The sequence below is a fragment of the Streptomyces sp. NPDC036815 genome (genome assembly GCF_055609205.1).
This window is the reverse complement of the sequence record NZ_JBVJPW010000005.1, coordinates 225,799-250,354: the sequence shown is the minus strand read 5'-3', so window position 1 is coordinate 250,354 and position 24,556 is coordinate 225,799. Positions and strand designations below refer to the sequence as shown.

Genomic DNA, 24,556 nt, shown 5'->3' with positions numbered 1-24,556 from the left:
GGCCCGGCCGGTCAGAGCTGGCAGGAGGCCGCCCGCGCGAGGAGCAGCTCCCGTTCCCTCTCGTTGCGCGCCAGCGACGCCGCCCGCTCGAACTCCGCGCACGCCTCGGCCGTCCTGCCGAGCCGCTCCAGCAGGTCGCCCCGCACGCTGGGCAGCAAGTGGTAGTCCTTCAGGGCCGGTTCGGCGGTGAGCGCGTCGACCAGGGACAGGCCGGGCTCCGGGCCCTGTGCCATCGAGACCGCGACCGCGCGGTTCAGCTCGACCACCGGGGACGGGGTGCGGGCCGCGAGCAGGCCGTAGAGGACGGCGATCTGCTGCCAGTCCGTCTCCTCGTACGTGTGCGCTCGGGCGTGGCAGGCGGCGATCGCGGCCTGCAGCGCGTACGGGCCGAGGGCCCTGGACGAGGCGGCCGCGGCTCTGGCCCGCGCCAGGGCGGCGTAACCGCGCCGGATGAGGAGCCGGTTCCAGCGGGCCCGGCTCTGCTCCTTGAGCAGCACCGGCTCGCCGAACGGCCCCGTGCGCGCCGCCGCGCGCGACGCCTGGAGTTCGAGGAGCGCGGCCAGGCCGTGCACCTCGGCCTCCTCGGGCATGAGGCCCGCGAGGACCCGCGCGAGGCGCAGGGCGTCCTCGCACAGCGCCGGGCGCAGCCAGTCGTCGCCCGCCGTGGCGGCGTACCCCTCGTTGAAGATGAGGTAGATGACTTCGAGGACCGAGCCGAGGCGGGCCTCGCGGTCCGGGCCGCGGGGGACCTCGAAGGCGACGTCCTTGGTGGCGAGGATGCGCTTGGCCCGCACGATGCGCTGCGCCACGGTCGGCTCGGCGGCGAGCACGGCGCGGGCGATCTCCGCGGTGGTCAGGCCGCCGAGCAGGCGCAGGGTGAGCGCCACCCGGGCCTCGGCGGAGAGCAGCGGGTGGCAGGCGGTGAAGACGAGGCGGAGCAGGTCGTCGTCGATGCCGTCGGGGTCGTCGGGATCGGCGGGCTCGTCCGCGCCGGGCCCCATGGTCTCCAGGTCACGGCCGACCTCGGCCAGCTTGGCGGCGTAGCGCTCGCGGCGGCGCACCAGGTCGATGGCGCGGTGCTTGGCGGTGGCCATGAGCCAGGCGCCCGGGTTGTCGGGGACGCCCTGCTCGGGCCACCGTTCGAGGGCTGCCACCAGGGCGTCCTGCGCCAGCTCCTCGGCGATGCCGACGTCTCGTACGATCCGCGTGACACCGGCGATGATGCGCGGGGACTCGATGCGGAAGACGGTCTCGACGGCGTGGCGGGACCGCCGCTCCGGCGGTGTGCGACGGGGGTGCTCCGGCGGAAGGCTCACGGCCACCCATCAGAACACCCCGCCGCACCCCCCGCAAAGGCTGGCACCGCTACCGGCAGGCCCTAGCCCTCGATCTCCCGGACCTCCGCGGTGATCGTCCAGTAGTCCTCGTGGGTGCGCAGGAAGCGCTTGGTCCACTCGACCGCCTCCGCCATGTCCTTGGCCTGGCAGATCGAGTAGCCGCCGATGACCTCCTTGGTCTCGGTGAAGGGGCCGTCGGTCACGGACATCTCGCCCTTGTCCCAGGTCACGCGGGTGCCCTCCTCGGTCGGCCGGAGACCCGCGGTGTCGAGCATCACCCCGGCCCTGGTGATCTCCTCGAGGAGCGCGCCCATGCGCTCCTGCAGCTCGGGGCTCGGGCCGCCCTCGGGCACGTTGTTCTCGTCGATGCGGATCATCGTCAGATAGCGCGGCATCGCTGTCTCCCATCGGGTGGTGGCGGGGCTCTCCTCGCCTCTCACCCCTGCGTCGAACGGGAGACGCCCGTTTCGACATCGTCGCCGAGATTTTTCGAGTTTTCTTTCCCGGCGGGTGTTTTCGCAGGTCGCAGGGGTGTGGCCGGTGGTGTGGCCAGGGGTGTGGCAGCTGGAGCGGCGAGATGTCTGTCCGGGGTGGTCGTCCGACGGCCGTGCAGTACCGCCGTCGCCAGCGCGGCCGCCACCAGGAGCCCCGCGGACGCCGCGAAGGCCGCCGCGTGACCCTCGGCGAGGGCGCCGCGGCCCCGCCCCTGCCCCGTGGCGCCCGCCGCGACCGTGACCAGGACCGCGAGACCGAGCGAGCCGCCGAGCTGACGGGAGCTGTTGAGCAGCCCGGCGGCCATGCCGGTCTCCTCGGGGGCGACGCCGCTGGTCGCCGCCGTGCCGAGCGGTACGAAGCACAGGCCGATGCCGACGCTCGCGACCAGCGAGGGCCCGAGGACGGAGCCCAGGAACGTGCCGCCCGCCTCGGCCGTCAGGGCGAACCACCCGAACCCGGCGGCACCGAGCAGCCCGCCCGCCACGAGGAGCGTCCGCTCGCCGAGCCGCCCTGCCGTCCGGGTCGCGACCGCCGACCCGGCCACGATGCCCGCGCAGAACGGCAGGAACGCGGCGCCGGCCGCCGTCGGCCCGTACCCCATCACCTGCTGGAGGTGGAGCGAGGTGAAGTAGAAGGCGGCGAACTGTCCCGAGGACATCAGGAGGGCGAAGACGTTCGCGGAGAGCACGGGCCGGTGCGCCGTGCCGAGCAGGCCGAGGCGCAGCAGCGGTTCCCGCTCGCGGGACTCGACGGCGGCGAAGGCGGCGAGCAGCAGGGCGGCGGCGCCGAGCGTGCCCAGCGTGGTGCCCGAGTCCCAGCCGTACGTCTGCGTGCGCACGAGGCCGAGGACGAGCAGCGTCGCCCCGGCCGTGACGAGCAGGGCGCCGGTGACGTCGAGGCGGGGTGCGGGCCCCGTGCGGCGGTCGGCGGGCACCCCGTGCCGTGCGGCGAGGAGGGCGGCGAGCACCACGGGGACGTTGATCAGCATGACGGAGCGCCAGCCGGCCCAGTCGGTGAGCAGCCCGCCCGCCATGATGCCGACGGCCCCGCCGAGCGCCCCCGAGATGCCCCACAGGCCGAGCGCCCGGGACCGCGCGGGCCCCGCCGCGTAGTTCACGGTGATCAGGGCGAGCGCGACGGGGGCGAGCGCCGCCGCGCCCGCCCCCTGCACGGCCCGTGCCGCGATGAGCTGCCCCGGCGCGAGGGCGAGCCCACCCGCGAGGCTCGCCGCGCCGAAGGCCGCGAAGCCCCCCATGAGGGTGCGCCGCCGGCCGACGAGGTCGGCGAGGCGTCCGCCGAGCATGAGCAGGCCGCCGAAGGCGAGCGCGTAGGCGTTGACGACCCAGAGCAGCGCGTCGGGGGCGAAGCCGAGGTCGTCGCCCATGTCGGGCAGGGCGATGTTGACGACGGACATGTCGAGGGAGACGAGGAACTGCACGGTGAGCAGCACCGGCAGCAGCCATGGTCCTCGTGGAGCGTTCGAGTTCACCGTAGTGACCGTGTTCACCATGCGCGGCACATTACTATACGCGTATAGAAAAGAGGCGGGGGCGGCCGCCCCGCTCCCCCCGACAGGCGCGACAATGAGCAGGTGGCAGCAGATGACAACGAGCAGACGGCGGACGGGACCGGGACGGGAGCCGAGGCCCCCGGCGCGGGGAGGAAGCGCGGACGCCCCCGCCGCATCGAGACGGCGACGATCGTCGCGACGGCCCGCCGGATCCTGGAGACGGAGGGCGTCGCGGCGCTGAGCATGCGCCGGGTCGCCAAGGAGGTCGGCGCGACGCCGATGGCGCTCTACCACCACGTGCGCGACAAGGACGAGCTCCTGATGCTCACGCTCGCCGGCACGGCCGCGACGGTCCCGCGCCCCGAACTGCCCGCCGACCCGCGCGAACGCCTCCTCGCCGTCTCGGCGCACATGCACGGCATCCTGGCGGGGATGCCCTGGGTGGTCGAAGTGCTCAGCCTCGGCGACCTCACCGACGAGGGCGCCCTGTGGATGGTCGAGGAGATCATCGCCTGCTGCGTCGCGTGCGGGCTCACGCAGGAGGAGGCCGTAGGCGCCTACCGGACCATCTGGCACTGCGTCTACGGGGACCTGGCCTTCCGCCGCGCGATGGAGCGCCGCGCCGAGGACCCGGACCGCAAGCGCCACTTCCCCGGCCTGCTCACCGACGCGGACGCGGCCGAGCTCCCCCACCTCGCGGCACTCGCGGACCGCTGGGCGGAGCTCACCGAGGACTACGACGTGACCCGCCAACTGGGCGCGGTCATCGACGGGTTGCTGGGCCGGGTGGAGCGCTCCCGGTAATCCTGCGGAACCCGCCGCACGGGGGCGAGCTCGGGCACGCCAACTCATCAGCTCATTGTTACAGTAGTACCGTAACAATGGTTCTTGATGTTGGAGAGCTCATGACCTCCCAGGCCAGAAGGACGCGTCCCGGAATCTCCGAGCGCGGTCGGATCGTCTTAGGTGCCGCCCCGTGGGTCGCCGCCGCCGTGGCACAGCTGGCCGTCTACGCGGCTGTCCGCGATCGACTGCCGGACAAGGTGGTCTCTCACATGGGCTTCTCCGGGCCCGACGGCTTCATGTCGCCGCTCGAGCTGGTCGCCATCACCGTCGCCGTGTACCTGGCCGAGGCAGCCCTGTTCGGATACTTGCTGACAAGCCGCCGCCAGACGGCCGGGCAGTATCGACTCGTTGCCGCCTGCGGCTGGGGCGCCGCTCTGGGCGAGGGCTATCTCCTCACCGCCTCCTTCGCCGCCAACGCCGGGCTGTCCGACCCGCGCGACCTCGACTTCTCCATGGCGGTGCACGGGGGGATCGCCCTCGCCGGCTGCCTGGCGGGCGGCGCTCTCGGGGCGGCGCTGGCATGGAAGGCGGACCGACGATGACGCTGCCCCCTCGCAGGGCGGCCTGGAGCCGGAACGCGGGGCCTGCCTGGTGCGCACCGGCCGGAGTGCTCCTGGTCGCCGCAAGCGGCGGTCTCGCCTACGTCACATCGGTGAGCTGGTGGCTGCTCTTCGCGGCGTTCATGGGCCTGCTTCTCGTACTGTTCGGCAGGACGAGGGTTACCGTCGACGCGCGCGGTGTCACCGTCTCCGCTGCTCGGCTGCCGATCCGGCGCTTCCGCTCGGACCAGATCGTGGCCGCGTCCTCCGGCTACGCCCGCCTCGCCGACCTGGGGGGCTTCGGCTATCGCGTGATGCCCGGTCGGCACGCCGTGTCCTTGCGGCCGGGCGATGCCCTGTGGCTGGTGCTGAGCAGTGGGCGAGAGTTTGTCGTGACCGTAGACGATGCCGGGACTGCCGCACGTCTGATCACGGACCTTTCTGAAGGGCGTTGACGCCATGCTGGTGGAGATCGACACAAGCTCCACGCAATCGCTGTCGGAACAGGTCGCCGCGGCCGTGCGGCGCGCCATGCTCGCCGGTTCGCTGCGCGTCGGTGACCGGTTGCCGGCTGCCAGGGAGCTGGCCGGGGCATTGGGGATCGGCCTGCACACCGTGCTACGGGGCTACCAGGCGCTCCAGGCCGAGGGGCTCATCGAGTTGCGGCGCGGCCGAGGGGCGGTCGTGGTCGCCTGCGCTCCGCAGGACCGCGCCGCAGTCGTCGAACAAGCACGGCAGTTGGTGGCTGCCGCCCGGCGGATCGGCATGTCGGATGCCGAAACGCTCGCGCTGGTCTCGACGTGTATGGGCCGGGAGTAGACGCGGCAGCTCCGGAGGGAGTCCACCCTCTGCGCGTCAGCTGACAGTGCGCACCGGAGGTCGCGGCGTCATGGGTACGACAGGTTCGGCTGCTTCGACCGGTTCGGCTGGTTCGACCGGTTCGGCAGGGGTCTCGGAAGTCGGCTGCGCCCGGCGCCGGGGTCAGGGTCCCCCCCCTCCCGGCTCCGGGCCGGAACCAACGAAGCACTACTGAGCCCGCTCCACCGACTCGAACCGCCACCGGTGCACCGCCCGCGTCACCAACTCCGCAGCCGGTTCCGGCAGTTCGGGCAGTTCCGCGTCGGGCTCCGCGTCCCACCAGGTGATGACGAGGACCCGGTCCTGCGGTGCGCGGAAGGTCTCCCGGCGGACCGGGGTGCCGGCGAGCTCCTGTGCCCGCGCCCAGGCGAGCAGTTCTTCGCCGCGCCCCTCGACGGCGCGCGCCTCCCACATCAGCGCGAGCGTCACGAGTACAGGTTCTCCTTGCTGATCTCGTGCACGTGGTCGTGGTCGTGCGTGTGCCCCGGCACGTGCGGCTCCGTCACCGGCAGCGAGGAGTCCGCCGACAGGTCCCAGGACGAGGCCGACCGGTTGCGGGCCACCATCTCGGCGCCGAGGGCCGCGACCATCGCGCCGTTGTCCGTGCAGAGCTTGGGGCGCGGCACGCGCAGCCGGATGCCCGCCTTCTCGCACCGCTCCTGCGCGAGCGCGCGAAGGCGCGAGTTGGCGGCCACGCCGCCGCCGATCATGAGGTGGTCGACGCCCTCGTCCTTGCAGGCCCGCACGGCCTTGCGGGTCAGCACGTCGACGACCGCCTCCTGGAAGGACGCCGACACGTCCCGCACCGGCACCTCCTCGCCCGCGGCCCGCTTCGCCTCGATCCAGCGGGCGACGGACGTCTTCAGACCGGAGAAGGAGAAGTCGTACGGGGCGTCGCGCGGCCCGGTGAGCCCGCGCGGGAAGGCGATGGCCGCCGGGTCGCCCTCGCGTGCGTACCGGTCGATGACGGGGCCGCCGGGGAAGCCGAGGTTCAGCACCCGCGCGATCTTGTCGAAGGCCTCGCCCGCCGCGTCGTCGATCGTCGCGCCGAGCGGCCGCACGTCCGAGGTGATGTCGGAGGAGAGCAGCAGCGACGAGTGGCCGCCGGAGACCAGGAGCGCCATGGTCGGTTCGGGCAGCGGCCCGTGCTCCAGCTGGTCCACGCAGATGTGCGAGGCGAGGTGGTTCACGCCGTAGAGCGGCTTGCCGAGGGCGTACGCGTACGCCTTGGCGGCCGAGACCCCGACGAGCAGCGCGCCCGCGAGCCCGGGGCCCGCGGTCACCGCGATGCCGTCCAGGTCCCTCGCGCTCACGCCCGCTTCCTTCAGGGCGCGGTCGATGGTCGGCACCATCGCCTCCAGGTGCGCGCGCGAGGCGACCTCGGGGACGACGCCGCCGAAGCGGGCGTGCTCGTCGACGCTGGAGGCGACGGCGTCCGCGAGCAGGGTGGTGCCCCGGACGATGCCGACACCGGTCTCGTCGCAGGAGGTCTCGATGCCGAGGACGAGGGGTTCGTCGCGCGAGTCAGCCATGAATCTCGGTTCCTTGTACGCCGGATACGGAGGTGGAGGGATCGGTGCGGCGCATGACCAGGGCGTCCACGTTGCCGGGCTGGTAGTAGCCGCGCCGGAAGCCGATGGGCTCGAAGCCGAAGCGCTCGTAGAGCTTCTGCGCCCGCGTGTTGTCGACCCGCACTTCCAGCATCACCTCGGCGCACTCGAAGGCGGTCGCGGCCTGCAGCAGGTCGGTGAGGAGCCGGGCACCGAGGCCGGAGCCCCAGTGGTCGCGCGCCACGGCGATGGTCTGGACGTCGGCGAGGTCACCGGAGGAGGCGAGCCCCGCGTACCCGACGAGGCGGTCGCCGTCCACGGCGACCACGTAGCGGCGGGTGGCCAGGGGGCCGCGCGCGTGGGCGAGCTCCGACCAGAACATGCCGCGCGACCAGGCGTCGTCGGGGAAGAGCTCCTTCTCCAGGGCGAACACCGCGTCGATGTCCCACCAGCGCATCTCGCGCAGCACGGCGGCCTCGGTCGCCTGGGTCACCTGGGTGGTCACTTGGGGGTGACCACCTTGTAGTTCTTGGGCACCTGCGCGTCGGGCCTGCGCAGGTACAGCGGCCGGGGCTCCAGGAGCTCCTCGCCCGCCGTCAGCCTCTCGGCGGCCAGCGCGGCGAGCGCCGCGGCCGAGACGTGCTCGGGTGCGCGGGCGTCGGGGAAGGTGTCGGGGTAGAGCAGCGCGCCGGCGCCGACCGCGGGCACCCCCGCGACCTCGTCGGCGATGTCCGCGGGGCGGTCGACGGCGGGTTCGCCCACGCGGGTGCGGACGTCGTCGTACCGCGCCCAGTAGACCTCCTTGCGCCGGGCGTCGGTGGCCACCACGAAGGGGCCACTCCCGATGCCGGACGCGTACGCGAGGCCGTCCAGCGTGCACACGCCGTGCACGGGCACGCCGAGCGCGAGGCCGAAGGTGTCGGCGGTCATCAGGCCGACGCGCAGTCCGGTGTAGGGGCCGGGGCCCACCCCGGCGACGATGCCGGTCACGGCGTCGAGTCCGAGGCCCGCCTCGGCGAGCACCCGGTCGACGGCGGGCAGCAGCAGTTCTCCGTGCCGCCGGGCGTCCACCTGGCTCGACTCCGCGATGACGGAGGAGCCGTCGTGGAGGGCGACGGTGACGGCGGGCGTTGCGGTATCCAGAGCGAGCAAGAGCACGCGAACAGCCTACGGCTCCGAGGCGCGTCGCACGGCCGGACCGGCATCGGACGGGCGACGGGCGGGCATCGGACGGGCGACGGGCGGGCATCGGACGGGCGCCGGACCGGCACGGGGTGCGGATGCCCGGGGATGGGGCGCCGCTGCTGCTACCGTCAACCCGGCAGCCGTACGCAGTACTAAGAGGTGGGTGGCGCAAGGTGTCAAGGAGCAGCTCGGGATTCGTGGCCGGGCTCACCGCCGCTGCGCTCGCCGCGGTCGGCTTCCTCGCCTACCAGGCCTCGGCCAGCGCGCCGGACGACCTGGCCAAGCACCCCGGAAAGAGCTCCCCCTCGGCCGCCGCCCCGCGCTCCCCGAAGGAGAAGGCGGACCCGAAGGCGGTGCCCGCGCGCTCCGGGACGGGGCAGCGCGTCGTGTACTCCGTGGGCGAGGACCGCGTCTGGCTGGTCGAGGCCGACGGGAAACTGCGGCTCACGTTCACGGTCACGCCGGGCAAGGTCGACCCGGCGCCCGGCACCTACACCGTCACCTCCCGTAACGGCGCTGTCACCGGTACGGATGGCAAGGCGGTCGAGCACGTCGTGCGTTTCACGTCCGTCGAGGGCACCGGGATCGGCTTCAGCGCGGCGGTCGACGGCTCGACGCCGGAGCCGGACCCGTCGAAGAAGACCGGCGGCATCCGCGAGTCGCGCGCGAACGGCAACGCGATGTGGGAGTTCGCCCTGCGCGACCGGAAGGTCGTCGTCATTCCGTGACCGGCGGGCGGTCCCTCACCGCTCCGGGGTGGTCTCCTCCGCGGCCGGGTCTCCGGGCGGCGTGGAGACGGCCGTCGCCGCGGCGCAGGACGCCAGCAGGTCACTCATCGACAGGTGCGAGGGCTCCGGCGCGCCCGACGGCCCCGGCAGCCGGTGCGACTGCGGCTGCGGCTGTACGTCATGTTCTGAAGCCGACATGGATGCCTCCTGGGGCTCCGGGGGCAGACGTGGTTAGGTAGACCTAACCAGTACCTCTCTCCATGTGACCACGCCCGACACACGCAACGCAACATTTTGCCGACGTCTTGTCGGAACGTTAGGGCGAACGTACGAGAGCGGGCCGCCCCGACACGCGATCGGAACGGCCCGTACGGGGGATGCGGAACGGCCCTCGGTCAGGCCGCCAGCGACGCCAGGTCCGCGTCCGCCCACCGCTCTCCGAGCCCGGTGAGCGTCACCTCGCGCACCTCGTCCGTCGTGTCGCCGGTCGCCCGGTCGATGACGACGTGCAGGCGGTCGTCCGAGAGCTCCTCGACCTTGCCGTCGCCCCACTCCACGACGATCACCGAGTCGGGCAGCGAGACGTCGAGGTCCAGGTCCTCCATCTCGTCGAGCCCGCCGCCCAGGCGGTACGCGTCGACGTGCACGAGGGCGGGACCGGCGCCGAGCGGCGGGTGCACGCGGGCGATGACGAAGGTCGGGGAGGTGACGGCGCCGCGCACGCAGAGGCCCTCGCCGAGGCCGCGGGTCAGCGTCGTCTTGCCGGCGCCGAGCTCACCGGTGAGCATGACGAGGTCGCCGGGGCGCAGGATCTTGGCCAGGCGGCGGCCCAACTCGCCCATCTGCCCGGGAGAGTTGACCGTGATCTTGAGTACGGCTGCGGGGGCCTGGTGGTGCGGTGCTTCCATACCGACCACGGTAGCGGCTGGGCGACCCCGTCCGGCCCGCCTCCGCGGCGTCCGCGCCGCGGCCGACCCGTGCGCCCGGGACGGTCAGCCGCCCGCCCGGTCGGCCGCCGGGACGGCCCCCACCCGCGCGAGGAGATCCGCGAGCCGGTCCATGACCACCTCCGGGTGCTCCAGCATGACCAAGTGCCCGGCGTCCGGGACCAGGACCAGTTCGGCGTCGGGCAGCCGCTGGGCGATCGTCTCGCTGTGCTCGCTCGGCGTGACCAGGTCCTTGTCCCCCGCCAGCACGAGCACCGGCAGCTCGGCGAAGTGCTTGAGCGCGTCCGCCTTGTCGTGCTCGGCGAACGCCGGATAGAACTCCGCGACCACGTCGATCGGCGTCGCCTCGATCATCCGCTCCGCGAACCGCGCGATGGCCGGGTCCACGTCCTTGCGCGAGAACGAATAGCGCTTGATGACGCCCGCGAAGAGGTCCGCGGTGGCCCGGCGCCCCCGCTCCACCAGCTCCGCCTGCGAACCGAGCGCCCGCAGCACACCGGGCAGCACCCGCCGGACCGCGTTCATGCCCGCCACCGGCAGCCCGAAATTCACCTCACCGAGCTGCCCCGACGAGGTGCCGACCAGGGCGATGCCCACGACGCGCTCCCGGATCAGCTCAGGGAACTGGTCGGCGAGGGCCATCGTCGTCATGCCGCCCATGGAGTGCCCGACGAGGACGAGCGGCCCCTCGGGCGCGGCGGCGTCGATGACGGCCTTCAGGTCCCGGCCGAGCTGGTCGATGGAGACCGGCAGGCCCCGCTCCAGCTGGTCGACCCCGCGCCCGGAGCGGGCGTGGCTGCGCTGGTCCCAGTAGACGGCGCGCACGACACCGCGCAGGGCGGCCCGCTGGAAGTGCCAGGAGTCCTGGCTCAGGCAGTAACCGTGGCTGAAGACGACGGTGACCGGCGCGGGGGCCCGGCGGCCGAAGAGCCGGCGCCGCCGCGAGGCCTGGTCACCGTCCGCCTCGACCTCCTCGACCTCGTAGGAGAGCTCCGTGCCGTCGTCCGCGTACGCCGTGCCGGGCATGCCGCGCAGCGAGCCGTAGGGCCCCGAGGCGTCGAGCGCGAGCCGCGCCTTCTTGCGCATCCCGCGGCCCACGGTGAGCCGCTCTATGGCGACGCCGGCGGCCGCGCCCGCGGCGATGACACCTATCGCGGCGCCCGCCACCCCGGCCCTGCGCCAGCTCCCCGCCGCCGCGGCGGCGGCCTCCGTCACCGCTTCCGCAGCGGCCGCCCCCGTGCTGCTCTCGCTCACGTGCCGCTCCTCGTCAGTTCCTGGTCAGTCGTCGGACCGCTCGTGCACATAGACGCGCGGGACGCGCGATCCGATGCGGGTGACGATCTCGTACGCGATGGTGCCCGTGGCCTGCGCCCAGTCCTCGGCGGTCGGCTCACCGCGGTCGCCGGGGCCGAACAGCACCGCCTCCGCACCCACTTCGGGCTCGTCCCCGCCGAGGTCGACCACGAACTGGTCCATCGCGATCCGGCCCGCGACCGTCCGCCACTTGCCGCCCACGAGGACCGGGGCGGTGCCGGAGGCGTGCCGCGGGATGCCGTCGCCGTACCCCACGGGGACGAGGCCGAGGGTCGTCTCGCCGGGGGTGACGTAGTGATGGCCGTAGCTCACGCCGTGGCCCGCCGGGGCGTGCTTCACGTGGGCGAGCGAGGCGGTGAGCGTCATGACGGGGCGCAGTCCGAAGTCCGCCGGGGCGCCCACCTCGGGGCTCGGCGAGATGCCGTACATCGCGATGCCCGGACGGACGAGGTCGAAGTGCGTCTCGGGGAGCGTGAGCATCCCCGGGGAGTTGGCGATGTGGCGCACCTCGGGGCGTATCCCGCGCTCCTGCGCGTACGCCACCATCTCGCGGAAGACCGTGAGCTGCGCGGCGATCGACGGATGCCCCGGCTCGTCGGCGCAGGCGAAGTGCGACCAGAGGCCGGTGACCCGGACCAGGCCCGCGGCCTCGGCGCGCAGGGACTCGGCGACCAGCTCGGGCCAGTCGGCCGGCATGCAGCCGTTGCGCCCCAGGCCCGTGTCGGCCTTGAGCTGGATACGGGCGGGCCGCCCCGCCGCACGGGCGGCGGCCGTCACCTCGCGCAGCGCCCACAGGGCGCTCACCGCCATGTCCAGGTCGGCCTCGATGCCCTCGCGCCAGGGGCCGCCCGGCGTCCACAGCCAGCACATGATCCGCCCGGGCACGCCCGCCGCGCGCACGGCCAGGGCCTCCTCCGGTGTGGCGGTGCCGATCCAGGTGGCGCCCGCCTGGCGGGCGGCCCTGGCGCAGGGCACCATCCCGTGTCCGTACGCGTCCGCCTTCACCACGGCCATGAACGCGGCGTCCGGCGCGTGGGCGCGCAGCGAGCGCACGTTGGCGCGGAGGGCGTCGAGGTCGATCTCGGCGCGGACACGGAAAGGGGCTGTCTCGTTCATCGCGGACAAGTGTCTCAGAGCCCGCCGACAGCCCCCGCCGGGCGCCGACTCCGGCCCGCTCCGCGGCTCGACTACCCGGGCCTGCGGACCTCCCGCCACACGGCGGGAATCGCGTCGGCCACGTCCTGGGCACTCGCCGGGGCGCCGTCCGCCGCGCGCCGCCCGGCAAGACCGTGCAGATACGCGGCCACGGACCCGGCGTCCCACGCCCCGAGGCCCGCCGCGAGCAGGGACCCGGCGAGCCCGGACAGCACGTCGCCGCTGCCCGCCGTGGCCAGCCAGGCGGTACCCGTGGGGTTGACGCGCACGGGACCCTCGGCCGACGCCACCAGCGTGGTGGACCCCTTCAGGAGCGCCGTCGCCCCGTACCGCCGCGCCAGTTCCCGCACGGCGGAGAGCCGCCCCGCCTCGACCTCCTCGCGCGCCACCGCGAGCAGCGCGGCGGCCTCGCCCGCGTGCGGCGTCAGGAGCGTGGGCGCGCGCCGGGCCCGTACCGCCTCCTGCCCCGCGAGCCGCAGCCCGTCGGCGTCGATGAGCACCGGCACGTCGGCGGCGACCACGTCCCGCAGCCGCTCCTCGTCGTCCCCGAGCCCCGGCCCCACGACCCAGGCCTGCACGCGCCCCGCCTTCGCCGGCGGACCCGCGGACACCAGCGTCTCGGGGAACCGCGCGATGACGGCGTCCGCGGCGGGCCCCACATACCGCACGGCGCCCGCGCCGCCGCGCAGCGCGCCCGCCACGGCGAGCACGGCGGCGCCCGGATACCGGGCCGAACCGGCGACGACCCCGACGACGCCCCGCCGGTACTTGTCGCTCTCCCCGCCCGGCACGGGCAGCAGCCCGGCCACGTCGGCGAAGTGCAGGGCCTCCAGTTCGGCCTCGTCGGCCGCGAGTTCGAGCCCGATGTCGACGAGCCGCACGGCACCGGCGTACTCCCGGCCCGGGGCGATCAACAGCCCCGGCTTGTACGTCCCGAAGGTCACCGTCACATCGGCGCGCACCGCGTCGCCCGGCACCTCGCCCGTATCGGCGTCGACCCCGCTCGGCAGGTCCACGGCGACGACCGTCGCCTCCTCGCGCACCGCGCCGATCAGCCGGGCGGCGGGCTCCCGGAGTCCGCCCCGGCCGCCGATCCCCACGATGCCGTCGACGACGAGCCCGGCCCGGGCCACCACGGCCTCGGCCCGCTCCTCGTCGGCGCCCACCACCACGCCCCCGGCGGCCCGCAGCGCGGCGAGCCCCGTGGGGTGCGTGCGGTCCGGGGCGAGGAGTACGGCGCTGACTCCGGCGCCGCGGCGGGCGAGGCGGGCCCCCGCGTACAGGGCGTCGCCCCCGTTGTCCCCGCTGCCCACGAGGAGCGTGACCCTCGCCCCGTAGACCTTGCCGAGCAGGCGCGCGCACTCGGCGGCGAGGCCCGCCGCCGCGCGCTGCATCAGCACGCCTTCCGGCCCCCGGGCCATGAGCGCCCGTTCACCGGCCCTGACCTTTTCCACGCTGTACGCAGTCCGCATGGGGCCCAGTCTGCCTCCGCGGGGAGGAACAGGCCCACCGCTCCGCGCCGGGACCACAGGCGCCCCGCTACCCCTCCGCCACCACCACCGCCGAAGCCACCCCCGCGTCATGGCTCAACGACACGTGCCACGAGCGGACGCCAAGGGCGGACGCCCGCTCGGCCACCGTGCCCCGCACCCGGACCCTCGGCCGGCCGCTCTCCTCGACGTACACCTCGGCGTCCGTCCAGCGCAGGCCGCTCGGCGCGCCCAGCGCCTTGGCCAGTGCCTCCTTCGCCGCGAAGCGGGCCGCCAGTGAGGCGATGCCACGCCGTTCGCCGCCCGGCAGCAGCAACTCGCTCTCCACGAAGAGGCGTTCGGCCATCCCCGGCGTCCGTTCCAGCGCCGCCGCGAACCGTTCGATCTCCGCGACGTCGATGCCAACCCCAATAATCACCGGCTCAGCGTGACACACCCCACCCCCCACCCCGCCCCCCGTCCCGTTCAAACAGCCGTAACAATGGACTGTGATCCCTTCGGTCTCCGTGCCCCCGACGGCACCCCGGAGCGCCCACCGGCCCAGGCCGGAGGCGACTCCCTACGTCGACCTCACCCGCACCGAGTGGAGCGCGCTTCGCGAGAAGACGCCTCTGCCGCTCACGGCGGATGAGGTGGAGCAGCTGCGCGGCCTCGGCGATGTCATCGACCTGGACGAGGTCCGCGACATCTACCTGCCGCTCTCCCGCCTGCTCAACCTCTACGTCGGCGCGACGGACGGCCTGCGCGGCGCCCTCAACACCTTCCTCGGCGAGAAGGGGTCCCAGTCCGGCACCCCCTTCGTCATAGGGGTCGCCGGCTCCGTGGCGGTCGGCAAGTCCACCGTCGCCCGGCTCCTGCAGGCGCTGCTCTCCCGCTGGCCGGAGCACCCGCGCGTGGAGCGCGTCACGACCGACGGTTTCCTGCTGCCCACGAAGGAGCTGGAGGCCCGGGGCCTGATGTCCCGCAAGGGTTTCCCCGAGTCGTACGACCGGCGCGCGCTCACCCGTTTCGTCGCGGACATCAAGGCGGGCAAGGACGAGGTGACGGCGCCCGTCTACTCCCACCTGATCTACGACATCGTGCCGGACCGGCGCCTCACGGTCCGCCGCCCCGACATCCTCATCGTCGAGGGCCTGAACGTCCTGCAGCCCGCGCTCCCGGGCAAGGACGGCCGCACCCGCGTGGGCCTCGCGGACTACTTCGACTTCAGCGTGTACGTCGACGCCCGCGCCGACGACATCGAGCGCTGGTACCTCAACCGCTTCAAGAAGCTGCGCCAGACGGCCTTCCAGGACCCGTCCTCGTACTTCCGCAAGTACACGCAGGTGTCGGAGGAGGAAGCCCTCGACTACGCCCGGACCACCTGGCGCACCGTCAACAAGCTCAACCTGGTGGAGAACGTGGCCCCGACCCGCAGCCGCGCCACGCTCGTCGTGCGCAAGGGCGCCGACCACAAGGTGCAGCGCCTGAGCCTGCGCAAACTCTGAATGACAGGCTCTGAGATCCTCCGCTCCACGGCGCGGCCCGGCCCCGCTAACCTGCGCTCATGCTGCACCTGCGCCTGATCACGCCGCCGACCGCCACGGACGAGGTGGTGCGCCTCGTCGAGCGCACGGTCGGCGCCACGCACCTCGTCGTGATGCCGGGCGCCGCCCGCGACCCCGCGGGGGACGTGGTCATGTGCGACGTGGCCCGCGAGGCGGGCGACGGCCTGCTCGGCGGCCTGCGCGCGCTCGGGATCGACGAGTCGGGGTCGATCGCGGTGGAGACCATCGACCTCTCCCTGTCCCAGCGCGCCGACAAGGCGGAGGACGACGCGCCGGGCGAGGGGGCGGACGCGGTGCTCTGGGAGCACCTGGCGGACGCCACCCACGAGGAGTCGACGCTCTCCGTCACCTACGTCGCGTTCATCACGCTCGCCACGATGATCGCGGCCTGCGGCGTCGTGCTCGACAACGCGATCCTGATCGTGGGCGCGATGGCGGTGGGCCCGGAGTTCGGCCCGCTCACCGGGTTCTGCACGGCCCTCGTCCAGCGCGCTCCCCGGCTGGCCGCGCGCTCGCTGACCGCGCTGCTCGTGGGCTTCGCGGTGGCGATGGTGGCGACGGCCGGGTTCAGCTACTTCATGGACGCCGTGCACCTGTTCAGCGACAGCGCCCTGCAGGCGGAGCGCCCCAACACGAACTTCATCTACCGCCCCGACTGGTTCTCGTTCGTGGTGGCGGTCCTCGCGGGCATCGCGGGCACGCTCTCGCTCACGTCGGCGAAGTCGGGCGCCCTGGTCGGCGTGGCGATCTCCGTGACGACGGTCCCCGCGGCGGCGAACGCCGCGGTCGCCTTCAGCTACAGCGAGTACAGGCAGGCCTGGGGCTCCACGGAGCAGCTCTTCCTCAACCTGCTCGGCATCGTCCTGGCCGGTACGGCGACGCTGCTCGCCCAGAAGCTCCTCTGGGCCGCGCAGCACCGCCGGACGGCCAGGACGTCACCAAGGCCCTAGCCCGACAGAGGCCCTAGCCCAGCGCCGACTTCACCACGTCGGCCAGGCGCCCGGCCACGGACCGGGCCTGCTCGATGTCGGCGGCCTCGACCATCACCCGCACCAGCGGCTCGGTCCCGGAGGGGCGCAGCAGCACACGCCCCGTGGAGCCCAGCTCACGCTCGGCGTCGGCCACGGCGGCCGCGAGCTCCGGCGAGGTCTTCACCCGCGTCCTGTCGACGTCCGGCACGTTGATCAGGACCTGCGGAAGCCGCTCCATGACGCCGGCCAGGTCCTTCAGCGTCCGCCCGGTCTCGGCGACCCGCGCCGCGAGCAGCAGTCCGGTCAGCGTGCCGTCACCGGTCGTCGCGTGGTCCAGGACGATCACGTGCCCGGACTGCTCGCCGCCGAGGGCGAAGCCGTGCTCCTTCATCGACTCCAACACGTACCGGTCGCCGACGGCGGTCTGCACCATCGAGAGCCCCTGGGCCTCCATGGCGAGCTTGAAGCCGAGGTTCGACATGACCGTGGCGACAACGGTGTCGTGGCGCAGCGTGCCGTGCTCCCGCATGGCGAGGGCGAGCACGGCGAGGATCTGGTCCCCGTCGACCTCCGCGCCCGTGTGGTCCACGGCGAGGCACCGGTCGGCGTCCCCGTCGTGCGCCACGCCGAAGTCGGCCTTGTGCTCGACGACGGCGGCCTTGAGCAGCTCCAGGTGCGTGGAACCGCACCCGTCGTTGATGTTCAGACCGTCGGGCTGGGCGCCGATCGTGATGACCTCGGCACCGGCGCGCGCGAAGGCCTCCGGCGACACGCGGGCGGCGGCGCCGTGCGCCTCGTCGAGGACGATCTTCAGCCCGTCGAGGCGGTTCGGAAGGACCCCGATGAGGTGGGCCACGTACTGGTCGAGGCCCTGGTCGTACGAGGTCACGCGGCCGACGCCGGAGCCGGTGGGCCGCTGCCACGGGGCGCCGGTGCGGTGCTCCTCGTAGACGGACTCGATGCGGTCCTCCAGCTCGTCGGCGAGCTTGTGGCCGCCGCGGGCGAAAAACTTGATGCCGTTGTCGGGCATGGCGTTGTGACTGGCGGAGAGCATCACACCGAGGTCGGCGCCCAGCGCACCGGTGAGATGCGCCACCGCGGGGGTGGGCAGCACACCGACGCGCAGGACGTCCACGCCCGCGCTCGCGAGGCCCGCGACCACCGCGGCCTCCAGGAACTCCCCGGACGCGCGCGGGTCACGCCCGACCACCGCCACCGCGCGATGGCCTTCAAAGGTGCCCGCCTCGGCCAGTACGTGCGCCGCCGCCACGGAGAGTCCGAGCGCGAGCTCGGCCGTCAGATCCGCGTTGGCGACACCACGCACGCCGTCCGTGCCGAAGAGTCGTCCCACTGCTGTCCTCCGAACGTTCCAGAAAAACCATGAACCCCTGGGAAGAGAGTCCCAGAACTCAGACAGTTCCAGGACCCCAGGGGTTCCTGATAGCCGAACGCCCCGGCAGCACGGTGAGTGCCGCCGGGGCGAACGGAAAGTACGAGCAGGCAGCGATTAGCGCTTGCTGTACTGCGGGGCCTTGCGGGCCTTCTTGAGACCGGCCTTCTTGCGCTCGACCGCACGGTCGTCACGCTTGAGGTAACCGGCCTTCTTGAGGGCGGCGCGGTTGTTGTCGACGTCGGCCTCGTTCAGCGCACGGGCGACACCGAGACGGAGCGCACCGGCCTGACCGGAGACGCCGCCACCCGAGATGCGGGCGATGACGTCGTAGCGGTTGTCGAGCTCGAGCACCTTGAAGGGCTCGTTGACTTCCTGCTGGTGGACCTTGTTCGGGAAGTAGTCCTCGAGCGTGCGCCCGTTGACCTTCCACTTGCCGGTGCCCGGGACGATCCGGACGCGGGCGATGGCGTTCTTGCGACGGCCCAGGCCGGCGGCCGGCTGCGGGTCGCCGAAGCGCGCGGCGTTCGACTCGGAGGTGTACTCGCCCTCGACGGGGACCTCGGACTCGGTGGTGTACTGCTCGACGTCAACAACCTCGGTCTCTTCGACCGGCTGCTCAACGGTGGTCTCGGCCACGATTCTCCTCAGAATTTCTTACGTCTTTGGGGGGTGGTGGCCGGAACTACTGCGCGACCTGGGTGATCTCGAACGGGACCGGCTGCTGAGCGCCGTGCGGGTGCTGGTCGCCCGCGTAGACCTTCAGCTTCGAGAGCATCTGACGGCCCAGGGTGTTCTTGGGGAGCATGCCCTTGACGGCCTTCTCGACGGCCTTCTCGGGGTTCTTGTCGAGCAGCTCGTCGTAACGGACGGAGCGCAGACCGCCCGGGTAGCCGGAGTGGCGGTACGCCATCTTCTGGGTCTTCTTGTTGCCGGAGAGGTGCACCTTCTCCGCGTTGATGATGATGACGAAGTCACCGGTGTCAACGTGGGGGGCGTAGATCGGCTTGTGCTTGCCGCGCAGGAGGGTGGCGGCGGTGGTCGCCAGACGACCCAGGACGATGTCCTGAGCGTCGATGACGTGCCACTGACGGGTCACATCGCCGGGCTTGGGGCTGTACGTACGCACTTCGTAGCCTTCGCTTCTTCAGTGGATGGGGTCCAGACACACGGCACCCAGGAAGCGATCATGCAGCTGGGGCCCACAATGCCGGGTACGCTGCCCGTATGCGAGCCACTGGTAACTGCTCCAGGGAACCTACGTATGGGCCCTTCGCGTGAGAACGATGACACCAATACGCATAACAGTCTCCGAGAGTACCCGCGCCGCCCCGTACGGGTCAAAACGCGGCCCTGGAGACCGGCACCGCCGACTCCGCCGACTCGGACGGTTCCGCACCGGCCGGATCAACCGCCGTCGGCCGCAGACAGGACCGCGCGACCGTGAAGGCCAGTACACACAGGGTGGCGGAGTCCTTGAAGGCCCGCCGGGTGCCGGGTTCGAGCCAGGGCCAGGTGAACCCGGGAACCTGCGGGACGAGCGCCAGCCAGAACCACTTTCCCCCGGCCGCGGCCCCCGGCACGAGCACCCCCGCGAGCAGCAGGGGCACGACGACGACCAGATAGTGGTCGTACGACGGCCTGGACACCAGGAACGCCGCCAGCATCAGCATCACGGCCGTCTCGACCACCCGCGGCTCCCGCGGCCCGCCGCTCCCCCAGCGCCGCCACGCGCACCACACCCCCGCCCCCGCGGCCGCGAAGGCGAGCAGCGACGCCGCCCCCTGCGGCACCCCGAGCCGCGGCAGGACCGCACCGGGCGATGCCTCGTAGAGCCGTACGAAGGTGTCGTCGCCCCGCAGCAGGAACGGCAGCGTCCGCGTGAAGAACCCCGCCGGGTCCGGCATGGCCAGCGCCGACCCCGCCGACACCACCGCCGGCACCAGCACCGCGGCGCCCAGCGCCCGCCACCGCCGCGCGAAGACGAAGAGCAGCACCACCGGCACGAGCAGCGGCTTCACGGCGACGGCGGCCCCGATCACCAGGCCCGCCGCCACCCACCTCCCCCGGCACACCAGCAGCAGCGCGAGCGGCAGCGCGGCCGCCGACGCCACGGTCCAGTTGCCGAGGTCGATGAGGTGGCCGAACGGCGCGAATCCGACGGCGAGCGCGAGCAGCCCGAGGACCGCGAACCGGCTGCGCCACGCGATCCCGTGGATCCGCAGCGCGCACCCCCACCCGAAGACGAGCGAGCCCACGACCCCCGCGGGGACGAGGAAGCGCACGACGGACTCCGGGAGCACCGCCTGCGGCACCGCGGCGAGCACCGCGCCCGGCAGATAGAGGAAGTGCCGGTCGGCGTAGGGCGACCGGCCCGCCAGCCACGCCTCGGCGGCCCGCACCACGATGGCGTTGTCCATCCCGCCGCCCGGAGCCGCCAGGCCCACCCGGATCACCCCGGCGACGAGGACCGCCCCGAGGACCCACCGGACCTGCCACTCGGCCGGCCGGGACAACCACCCGCTCACAGCCGTTCTGCCCGTATCCATACGTCTCAGGCTAGGCCGGGCACCCCGTGCAACCCCGGCTCAACATCCCCGACCGCCCGTCTAAGATGCCGCCCATGAGCTTTGGGCAAGGGGGACCTCAGTGGGGTCCGGGGGGAACGGGCGGACCCGGCGGCGGTCCCACGCCCGACTGGGCGGCACTCGCCGAGGCCTCCGAGGCGCGCGCCCGCCGCCGCAAGTGGCTGCTGATCGGCGGCGGAGCCTTCGCCACGGTCGGCATCGCGGCGGCCGTGGCCCTCACGGTCGTCTCCGCGAACGGCGACGGCGACACCACGTCGAACAAACCCGCGAGCGAACTGCCGACTGCCGCCGACATCCCCGGCGCGAGCAAGGACGCCGAACCGTCCTTCGAGGCGACCACGCCGCCGCCCCCGCCGGACCCCAAGGACTTCATCTCCAGCGCCAAGAAGGACAAGGCGCCGCTCACCCCCGAGGGACTCTTCCCCGGCAGGTCCCTGCGGTCGGGCGAGCACGTCTACAAGAAGGGCGCGACCGACTCCACCGCGAAGTGCACGTCCGTCACGCAGAGCGCCCTCGGCTCGGTCCTCGCCCGGCACGACTGCACGCGCCTGATCCGCGCCAGCTACATCAGGGACGGCATCGCCGTCACGGTCGGCGTCGCCGTCTTCGACACCACGTCCGACGCCACCAAGGTCAAGGACGAGGTGGAGAAGGGCCTGGTCGACGCCCTGCCCGGCAAGGGCGTGCCCGCCTTCTGCCGTACGGGCGTGTGCCGCGGCACCTACAACTCCCAGGGCCGCTACGCGTACTTCACCACCACGGGCTACACCAGCGGCAAGAACGTGACGACGTCGGACCGCAAGGCCTACGGCGTCGGCGACGACCTGGCCCGCTTCGCCTTCCAGCGCATCAACCAGCGGGGCGAGGCCCAGGCCTCGGCCGCCGCCGAGGCCCCGCAGTAGTCCCGCTCCCCCGTCGCCCGGCCGGGGCTCAGCAGCACCCGGCCCCGGGCAGCGTCCGCTTGTTCCTGGCTTCCCTGCTGCGCGCGGCGAGCAGCTCGTCGGCGGGATAGCCGACCTCCTCCAGGGTGAGCCCGTGCGGGCGCACCACATGCACGGCGGAGTCCCGCACCCCCGCTTCGAGCACCTTCCCCGGCCAGTCCACGGGCCGGTGCCCGTCCCCCACGAACAGCATGGCGCCGACCAGCGACCGCACCATGTTGTGGCAGAAGGCGTCGGCCCGCACGGTGGCTTCGAGGATTCCGTCGGGCCGCCGCTCCCAGCGCAGTTCCTGCAGCGTACGGATGGTCGTGGCGCCCTCGCGCTTCTTGCAGTAGGCGGCGAAGTCGTGTTCCCCGACCAGGTGCTCCGCGGCGGCGTTCATCGCGTCGAGGTCCAACTCCCAGTCGTGCCACAGCACATGGCCGCGCAGCAGCGGGTCGACGCCGCCCGGGTGGTCGGTCACGCGGTAGGCGTAGCGCCGCCACACGGCGGCGAACCGCGCGTTGAACCCGGCGGGCGCCTCGGCCACCTTCCACACCCGCACGTCGTGCGGAAGCCGTCCGGCGAGCCTGCGCAGCAGCTTGTCGCTGTGCTCGGCCCACACGCTCTCGGGCAGATCGACGTGGGCGACCTGCCCCCGCGCGTGCACCCCGCTGTCGGTCCGCCCGGCCACGGTCAGCTCGTACGTCTCCTGCGACCGCGTCACGGTCCGCAGCGCCGTCTCGATCTCCCCCTGGACGGTCCGCTGCCCCTGCCGCTGCTTGGCCCAGCCGGAGAAGTCCTTGCCGTCGTACGACAGGTCAAGGCGCACCCGCACGAACCCGGGCTCTACTTCGTCACTCACTCGTGGTTCCTCTCAGGCAACAAAAATGCGGGCCCACCCCGGTAAGGGGCGGACCCGCGACGCCCTGAAGGGGCGCGGGGAACCGCGCGACGAGCCACGGCGAGGCCGCAGCCGACGACGCGCGGTCCCCAGCAGAACGCTTACGCGTCCTTCGACTCCTCGGCGGCCTCGTCGGCCTTGACCGTGTCGACCTTGGCGTCGGCGGTCTCGGCGTCCTTGGCGGAGCGCTTCGTGGCGGCCTCGGCCTCACCGGTGGCCTCCTGGGCCACGGTCAGGGCCTCGACCAGCTCGATGATCGCCATGGGCGCGTTGTCGCCACGACGGTTACCGATCTTGGTGATGCGGGTGTAACCACCGGGGCGGTTCTCGTAGCGCGGGCCGATCTCCGTGAAGAGCGTGTGCACGATGCTCTTGTCGGTGATGACGGACAGCACCTGGCGGCGGTTGTGAAGGTCACCCTTCTTCGCCTTGGTGACCAGACGCTCCGCGTAGGGACGCAGACGACGGGCCTTCGCCTCGGTGGTGGTGATGCGGCCGTACTCGAAGAGCTGCTTGGCGAGGTTCGCCAGCAGGAGCTTCTCGTGCGCGGCGCTGCCGCCCAGACGGGCACCCTTGGTGGGCTTCGGCATGGTGTTTCTCCTAGTGATCTGCCCCGGCCGTATCAGGTACCGGGGTCAGTGGACCGCGCCCCGTAAGGGGCGCGGGGAACTGCGCGAGCAACCGAAACGCGCGCGCAGCCAAACTCAGACCGTCAGTCCCGAGGTCAGTACTGCTCGGTCTCGACGAAGCCCGCGTCCGCGTCGTCGTCAGCCCCGAAGGCGTCAGCGGCAGCGGTCGGGTCGAAGCCGGGAGGCGAGTCCTTCAGCGCAAGGCCCATGCCATTGAGCTTCATCTTGACCTCGTCGATCGACTTCGCACCGAAGTTGCGAATGTCGAGCAGGTCCGCCTCGGAACGGGCGACGAGCTCACCCACGGAGTGGATGCCCTCGCGCTTGAGGCAGTTGTACGACCGAACGGTGAGCTCGAGCTCCTCGATCGGCAGGGCGAGATCAGCGGCGAGAGCGGCGTCCGTGGGGGACGGGCCCATGTCGATGCCCTCGGCGTCGATGTTGAGCTCACGGGCGAGACCGAAGAGCTCGACCAGCGTCTTGCCGGCGGAGGCCATGGCGTCACGGGGACGCATCGCCTGCTTGGTCTCGACGTCGACGATCAGCTTGTCGAAGTCGGTGCGCTGCTCGACACGCGTGGCCTCGACCTTGTACGTGACCTTGAGGACCGGCGAGTAGATCGAGTCGACCGGAATGCGGCCGATCTCCTGGCCGACCTGCTTGTTCTGCACGGCGGAGACGTAGCCGCGACCGCGCTCGACGGTCAGCTCCATCTCCAGCTTGCCCTTGCCGTTGAGCGTGGCGAGGACGAGGTCGGGGTTGTGCACCTCGACACCGGCCGGGGGCGCGATGTCGGCGGCGGTGACCAGACCCGGGCCCTGCTTGCGCAGGTACATCACGACCGGCTCGTCGTGCTCCGAGGAGACGACCAGCTGCTTGATGTTGAGGATCAGGTCGGTGACATCCTCCTTGACGCCCGGCACGGTGGTGAACTCGTGCAGGACACCGTCGATGCGGATGCTGGTGACAGCAGCGCCGGGGATCGACGAGAGGAGCGTGCGGCGCAGGGAGTTGCCGAGGGTGTAGCCGAAGCCCGGCTCCAGCGGCTCGATCACGAACCGGGAGCGGAATTCGTCGACGACCTCTTCGGTCAACGAGGGACGCTGAGCGATCAGCATGAAGTGATTCCTTCAGTCAGGGGCACCCACTATTTGATGCCCTGAGGTATTTCAAGGGTACGGGCGGCACGCCTCCGAAGAGCCGTACCGCCCGAAAACCTAAGACAACCGTGCGTCAGACGCGGCGGCGCTTGGGCGGACGGCAGCCGTTGTGCGGCGTGGGCGTCACGTCCTGGATCGAGCCGACCTCGAGGCCGGTGGCCTGGAGGGAGCGGATCGCGGTCTCACGGCCGGAGCCGGGACCCTTGACGAACACGTCGACCTTGCGCATGCCGTGCTCCTGCGCGCGGCGGGCGGCCGACTCGGCAGCCATCTGCGCGGCGAACGGCGTGGACTTGCGCGAGCCCTTGAAGCCGACGTGGCCGGCGGAGGCCCACGAGATCACGTTGCCGGTCGGGTCCGTGATGGACACGATCGTGTTGTTGAACGTGCTCTTGATGTGAGCGTGCCCGTGGGCAACGTTCTTCTTTTCCTTGCGGCGCACCTTCTTGGCAGCGCCCTGACGACCCTTGGGGGGCATCTATAACTCCTACGG

At 72.5% G+C, this 24,556-nt stretch carries 29 protein-coding genes; 8 read left to right on the top strand and 21 right to left on the bottom strand.

All coding sequences use genetic code 11. The annotated features are described in order from the left end of the window. Positions 1 to 11 precede the first annotated feature (11 nt). The 3 genes from ACZ69I_RS14295 to ACZ69I_RS14285 all read right to left on the bottom strand — a co-directional run bounded on the left by ACZ69I_RS14295 (position 12) and on the right by ACZ69I_RS14285 (position 3,342). On the bottom strand, positions 12 to 1,316 hold the full coding sequence (locus tag ACZ69I_RS14295) for an RNA polymerase sigma factor (RefSeq protein WP_470832321.1): 1,305 nt from the start codon (positions 1,314 to 1,316) through the stop codon (positions 12 to 14). 62 nt (positions 1,317 to 1,378) lie between these two features. After that, positions 1,379 to 1,732: a YciI family protein gene (locus tag ACZ69I_RS14290; RefSeq protein WP_470832319.1), complete on the bottom strand. Its 354-nt coding sequence runs from the start codon at positions 1,730 to 1,732 to the stop codon at positions 1,379 to 1,381. A gap of 41 nt (positions 1,733 to 1,773) precedes the next feature. Beyond that, the gene (locus tag ACZ69I_RS14285; RefSeq protein ID WP_470832317.1) at positions 1,774 to 3,342 is read right to left on the bottom strand and encodes an MFS transporter; all 1,569 of its coding nucleotides are present in this window, start codon (positions 3,340 to 3,342) and stop codon (positions 1,774 to 1,776) included. Between the two features lie 81 nt (positions 3,343 to 3,423). Here ACZ69I_RS14285 and ACZ69I_RS14280 point away from each other — a divergent pair, with 81 nt between their 5' ends. The 4 genes from ACZ69I_RS14280 (at position 3,424) to ACZ69I_RS14265 (ending at position 5,546) form a co-directional block, all read left to right on the top strand. Further along, positions 3,424 to 4,146, top strand: coding sequence for a TetR/AcrR family transcriptional regulator (locus tag ACZ69I_RS14280; RefSeq protein ID WP_470832316.1), 723 nt, complete (start codon positions 3,424 to 3,426; stop codon positions 4,144 to 4,146). A gap of 101 nt (positions 4,147 to 4,247) precedes the next feature. Next, positions 4,248 to 4,730, top strand: a complete 483-nt coding sequence (locus tag ACZ69I_RS14275) for a hypothetical protein (protein ID WP_470832315.1) — start codon at positions 4,248 to 4,250, stop codon at positions 4,728 to 4,730. Positions 4,731 to 4,840: 110 nt separating this feature from the next. Continuing rightward, a complete protein-coding gene (locus ACZ69I_RS14270) occupies positions 4,841 to 5,182 on the top strand; it encodes a hypothetical protein (protein WP_470832314.1) in 342 nt (113 codons plus the stop codon). 4 nt (positions 5,183 to 5,186) lie between these two features. Continuing rightward, entirely contained in the window at positions 5,187 to 5,546 is a 360-nt protein-coding gene (locus ACZ69I_RS14265; RefSeq protein WP_470832313.1) for a GntR family transcriptional regulator, read from the top strand. A gap of 207 nt (positions 5,547 to 5,753) precedes the next feature. On the opposite strand, the gene ACZ69I_RS14260 is transcribed toward ACZ69I_RS14265, so the two are convergent. The 4 genes from ACZ69I_RS14260 to tsaB are packed head-to-tail and all read right to left on the bottom strand — an operon-like array spanning position 5,754 to position 8,293. Beyond that, complete coding sequence (locus ACZ69I_RS14260; RefSeq protein ID WP_470832312.1) at positions 5,754 to 6,014, bottom strand: hypothetical protein; 261 nt, start codon at positions 6,012 to 6,014, stop codon at positions 5,754 to 5,756. Then, on the bottom strand, positions 6,011 to 7,117 hold the full coding sequence (tsaD, locus tag ACZ69I_RS14255; protein WP_470832310.1) for a tRNA (adenosine(37)-N6)-threonylcarbamoyltransferase complex transferase subunit TsaD: 1,107 nt from the start codon (positions 7,115 to 7,117) through the stop codon (positions 6,011 to 6,013). The genes ACZ69I_RS14260 and tsaD overlap by 4 nt, the downstream gene beginning before the upstream one ends. Next, positions 7,110 to 7,592: a ribosomal protein S18-alanine N-acetyltransferase gene (gene rimI, locus ACZ69I_RS14250; protein WP_467670866.1), complete on the bottom strand. Its 483-nt coding sequence runs from the start codon at positions 7,590 to 7,592 to the stop codon at positions 7,110 to 7,112. Before rimI ends, tsaD begins: the two co-directional genes overlap by 8 nt. 44 nt (positions 7,593 to 7,636) lie before the next feature. Then, positions 7,637 to 8,293 carry a tRNA (adenosine(37)-N6)-threonylcarbamoyltransferase complex dimerization subunit type 1 TsaB gene (gene tsaB / locus ACZ69I_RS14245; protein WP_470832309.1) on the bottom strand — a complete coding sequence of 219 codons (657 nt, stop codon included), beginning with the start codon at positions 8,291 to 8,293 and terminating at the stop codon, positions 7,637 to 7,639. 200 nt (positions 8,294 to 8,493) lie between these two features. Here tsaB and ACZ69I_RS14240 point away from each other — a divergent pair, with 200 nt between their 5' ends. Then, positions 8,494 to 9,048 carry a hypothetical protein gene (locus ACZ69I_RS14240; RefSeq protein ID WP_470832308.1) on the top strand — a complete coding sequence of 185 codons (555 nt, stop codon included), beginning with the start codon at positions 8,494 to 8,496 and terminating at the stop codon, positions 9,046 to 9,048. A gap of 15 nt (positions 9,049 to 9,063) precedes the next feature. On the opposite strand, the gene ACZ69I_RS14235 is transcribed toward ACZ69I_RS14240, so the two are convergent. The 6 genes from ACZ69I_RS14235 to ACZ69I_RS14210 all read right to left on the bottom strand — a co-directional run bounded on the left by ACZ69I_RS14235 (position 9,064) and on the right by ACZ69I_RS14210 (position 14,372). Beyond that, complete coding sequence (locus ACZ69I_RS14235) at positions 9,064 to 9,246, bottom strand: hypothetical protein (protein ID WP_467670410.1); 183 nt, start codon at positions 9,244 to 9,246, stop codon at positions 9,064 to 9,066. 197 nt (positions 9,247 to 9,443) lie between these two features. Beyond that, positions 9,444 to 9,956 (bottom strand): tRNA (adenosine(37)-N6)-threonylcarbamoyltransferase complex ATPase subunit type 1 TsaE, encoded by a 513-nt coding sequence (gene tsaE, locus ACZ69I_RS14230; protein WP_470832307.1) that lies wholly within the window; start codon positions 9,954 to 9,956, stop codon positions 9,444 to 9,446. An 84-nt stretch (positions 9,957 to 10,040) separates the two neighbouring features. After that, entirely contained in the window at positions 10,041 to 11,249 is a 1,209-nt protein-coding gene (locus ACZ69I_RS14225) for an alpha/beta fold hydrolase (protein WP_467670414.1), read from the bottom strand. Between the two features lie 24 nt (positions 11,250 to 11,273). Beyond that, positions 11,274 to 12,425, bottom strand: coding sequence for an alanine racemase (gene alr / locus ACZ69I_RS14220; protein WP_470832305.1), 1,152 nt, complete (start codon positions 12,423 to 12,425; stop codon positions 11,274 to 11,276). 71 nt (positions 12,426 to 12,496) lie between these two features. Then, on the bottom strand, positions 12,497 to 13,936 hold the full coding sequence (locus ACZ69I_RS14215; RefSeq protein WP_470832304.1) for an NAD(P)H-hydrate dehydratase: 1,440 nt from the start codon (positions 13,934 to 13,936) through the stop codon (positions 12,497 to 12,499). 67 nt (positions 13,937 to 14,003) lie between these two features. Then, complete coding sequence (locus tag ACZ69I_RS14210; protein ID WP_470832303.1) at positions 14,004 to 14,372, bottom strand: holo-ACP synthase; 369 nt, start codon at positions 14,370 to 14,372, stop codon at positions 14,004 to 14,006. A gap of 88 nt (positions 14,373 to 14,460) precedes the next feature. Between ACZ69I_RS14210 and coaA the strand changes: the two genes are divergently transcribed. Both coaA and ACZ69I_RS14200 read left to right on the top strand, forming a co-directional pair. After that, positions 14,461 to 15,441, top strand: coding sequence for a type I pantothenate kinase (gene coaA / locus ACZ69I_RS14205; RefSeq protein ID WP_467670868.1), 981 nt, complete (start codon positions 14,461 to 14,463; stop codon positions 15,439 to 15,441). 59 nt (positions 15,442 to 15,500) lie between these two features. Next, positions 15,501 to 16,451, top strand: coding sequence for a DUF389 domain-containing protein (locus tag ACZ69I_RS14200; protein ID WP_470832301.1), 951 nt, complete (start codon positions 15,501 to 15,503; stop codon positions 16,449 to 16,451). A 13-nt stretch (positions 16,452 to 16,464) separates the two neighbouring features. Here ACZ69I_RS14200 and glmM read toward each other — a convergent pair whose 3' ends face one another. From glmM to ACZ69I_RS14180, 4 genes are all read right to left on the bottom strand, one after another. Continuing rightward, the gene (glmM, locus tag ACZ69I_RS14195; RefSeq protein WP_470832300.1) at positions 16,465 to 17,823 is read right to left on the bottom strand and encodes a phosphoglucosamine mutase; all 1,359 of its coding nucleotides are present in this window, start codon (positions 17,821 to 17,823) and stop codon (positions 16,465 to 16,467) included. Between the two features lie 156 nt (positions 17,824 to 17,979). Further along, entirely contained in the window at positions 17,980 to 18,501 is a 522-nt protein-coding gene (rpsI, locus tag ACZ69I_RS14190; protein WP_361716623.1) for a 30S ribosomal protein S9, read from the bottom strand. A gap of 46 nt (positions 18,502 to 18,547) precedes the next feature. After that, positions 18,548 to 18,991, bottom strand: coding sequence for a 50S ribosomal protein L13 (gene rplM / locus ACZ69I_RS14185; RefSeq protein WP_467670427.1), 444 nt, complete (start codon positions 18,989 to 18,991; stop codon positions 18,548 to 18,550). Between the two features lie 211 nt (positions 18,992 to 19,202). Next, entirely contained in the window at positions 19,203 to 20,411 is a 1,209-nt protein-coding gene (locus tag ACZ69I_RS14180) for a glycosyltransferase family 87 protein (protein ID WP_470832298.1), read from the bottom strand. A gap of 74 nt (positions 20,412 to 20,485) precedes the next feature. Between ACZ69I_RS14180 and ACZ69I_RS14175 the strand changes: the two genes are divergently transcribed. Next, the gene (locus tag ACZ69I_RS14175; protein WP_470832297.1) at positions 20,486 to 21,352 is read left to right on the top strand and encodes a hypothetical protein; all 867 of its coding nucleotides are present in this window, start codon (positions 20,486 to 20,488) and stop codon (positions 21,350 to 21,352) included. A gap of 28 nt (positions 21,353 to 21,380) precedes the next feature. On the opposite strand, the gene truA is transcribed toward ACZ69I_RS14175, so the two are convergent. The 4 genes from truA to rpsK form a co-directional block, all read right to left on the bottom strand. Beyond that, entirely contained in the window at positions 21,381 to 22,235 is an 855-nt protein-coding gene (gene truA / locus ACZ69I_RS14170; RefSeq protein ID WP_467670434.1) for a tRNA pseudouridine(38-40) synthase TruA, read from the bottom strand. A 140-nt stretch (positions 22,236 to 22,375) separates the two neighbouring features. After that, positions 22,376 to 22,864 carry a 50S ribosomal protein L17 gene (gene rplQ, locus ACZ69I_RS14165; RefSeq protein ID WP_470832295.1) on the bottom strand — a complete coding sequence of 163 codons (489 nt, stop codon included), beginning with the start codon at positions 22,862 to 22,864 and terminating at the stop codon, positions 22,376 to 22,378. A gap of 134 nt (positions 22,865 to 22,998) precedes the next feature. Beyond that, positions 22,999 to 24,021, bottom strand: coding sequence for a DNA-directed RNA polymerase subunit alpha (locus ACZ69I_RS14160; RefSeq protein ID WP_016645160.1), 1,023 nt, complete (start codon positions 24,019 to 24,021; stop codon positions 22,999 to 23,001). Positions 24,022 to 24,136: 115 nt separating this feature from the next. Then, positions 24,137 to 24,541, bottom strand: coding sequence for a 30S ribosomal protein S11 (rpsK, locus tag ACZ69I_RS14155; protein ID WP_003948617.1), 405 nt, complete (start codon positions 24,539 to 24,541; stop codon positions 24,137 to 24,139). Between the last annotated feature and the right edge of the window lie 15 nt (positions 24,542 to 24,556).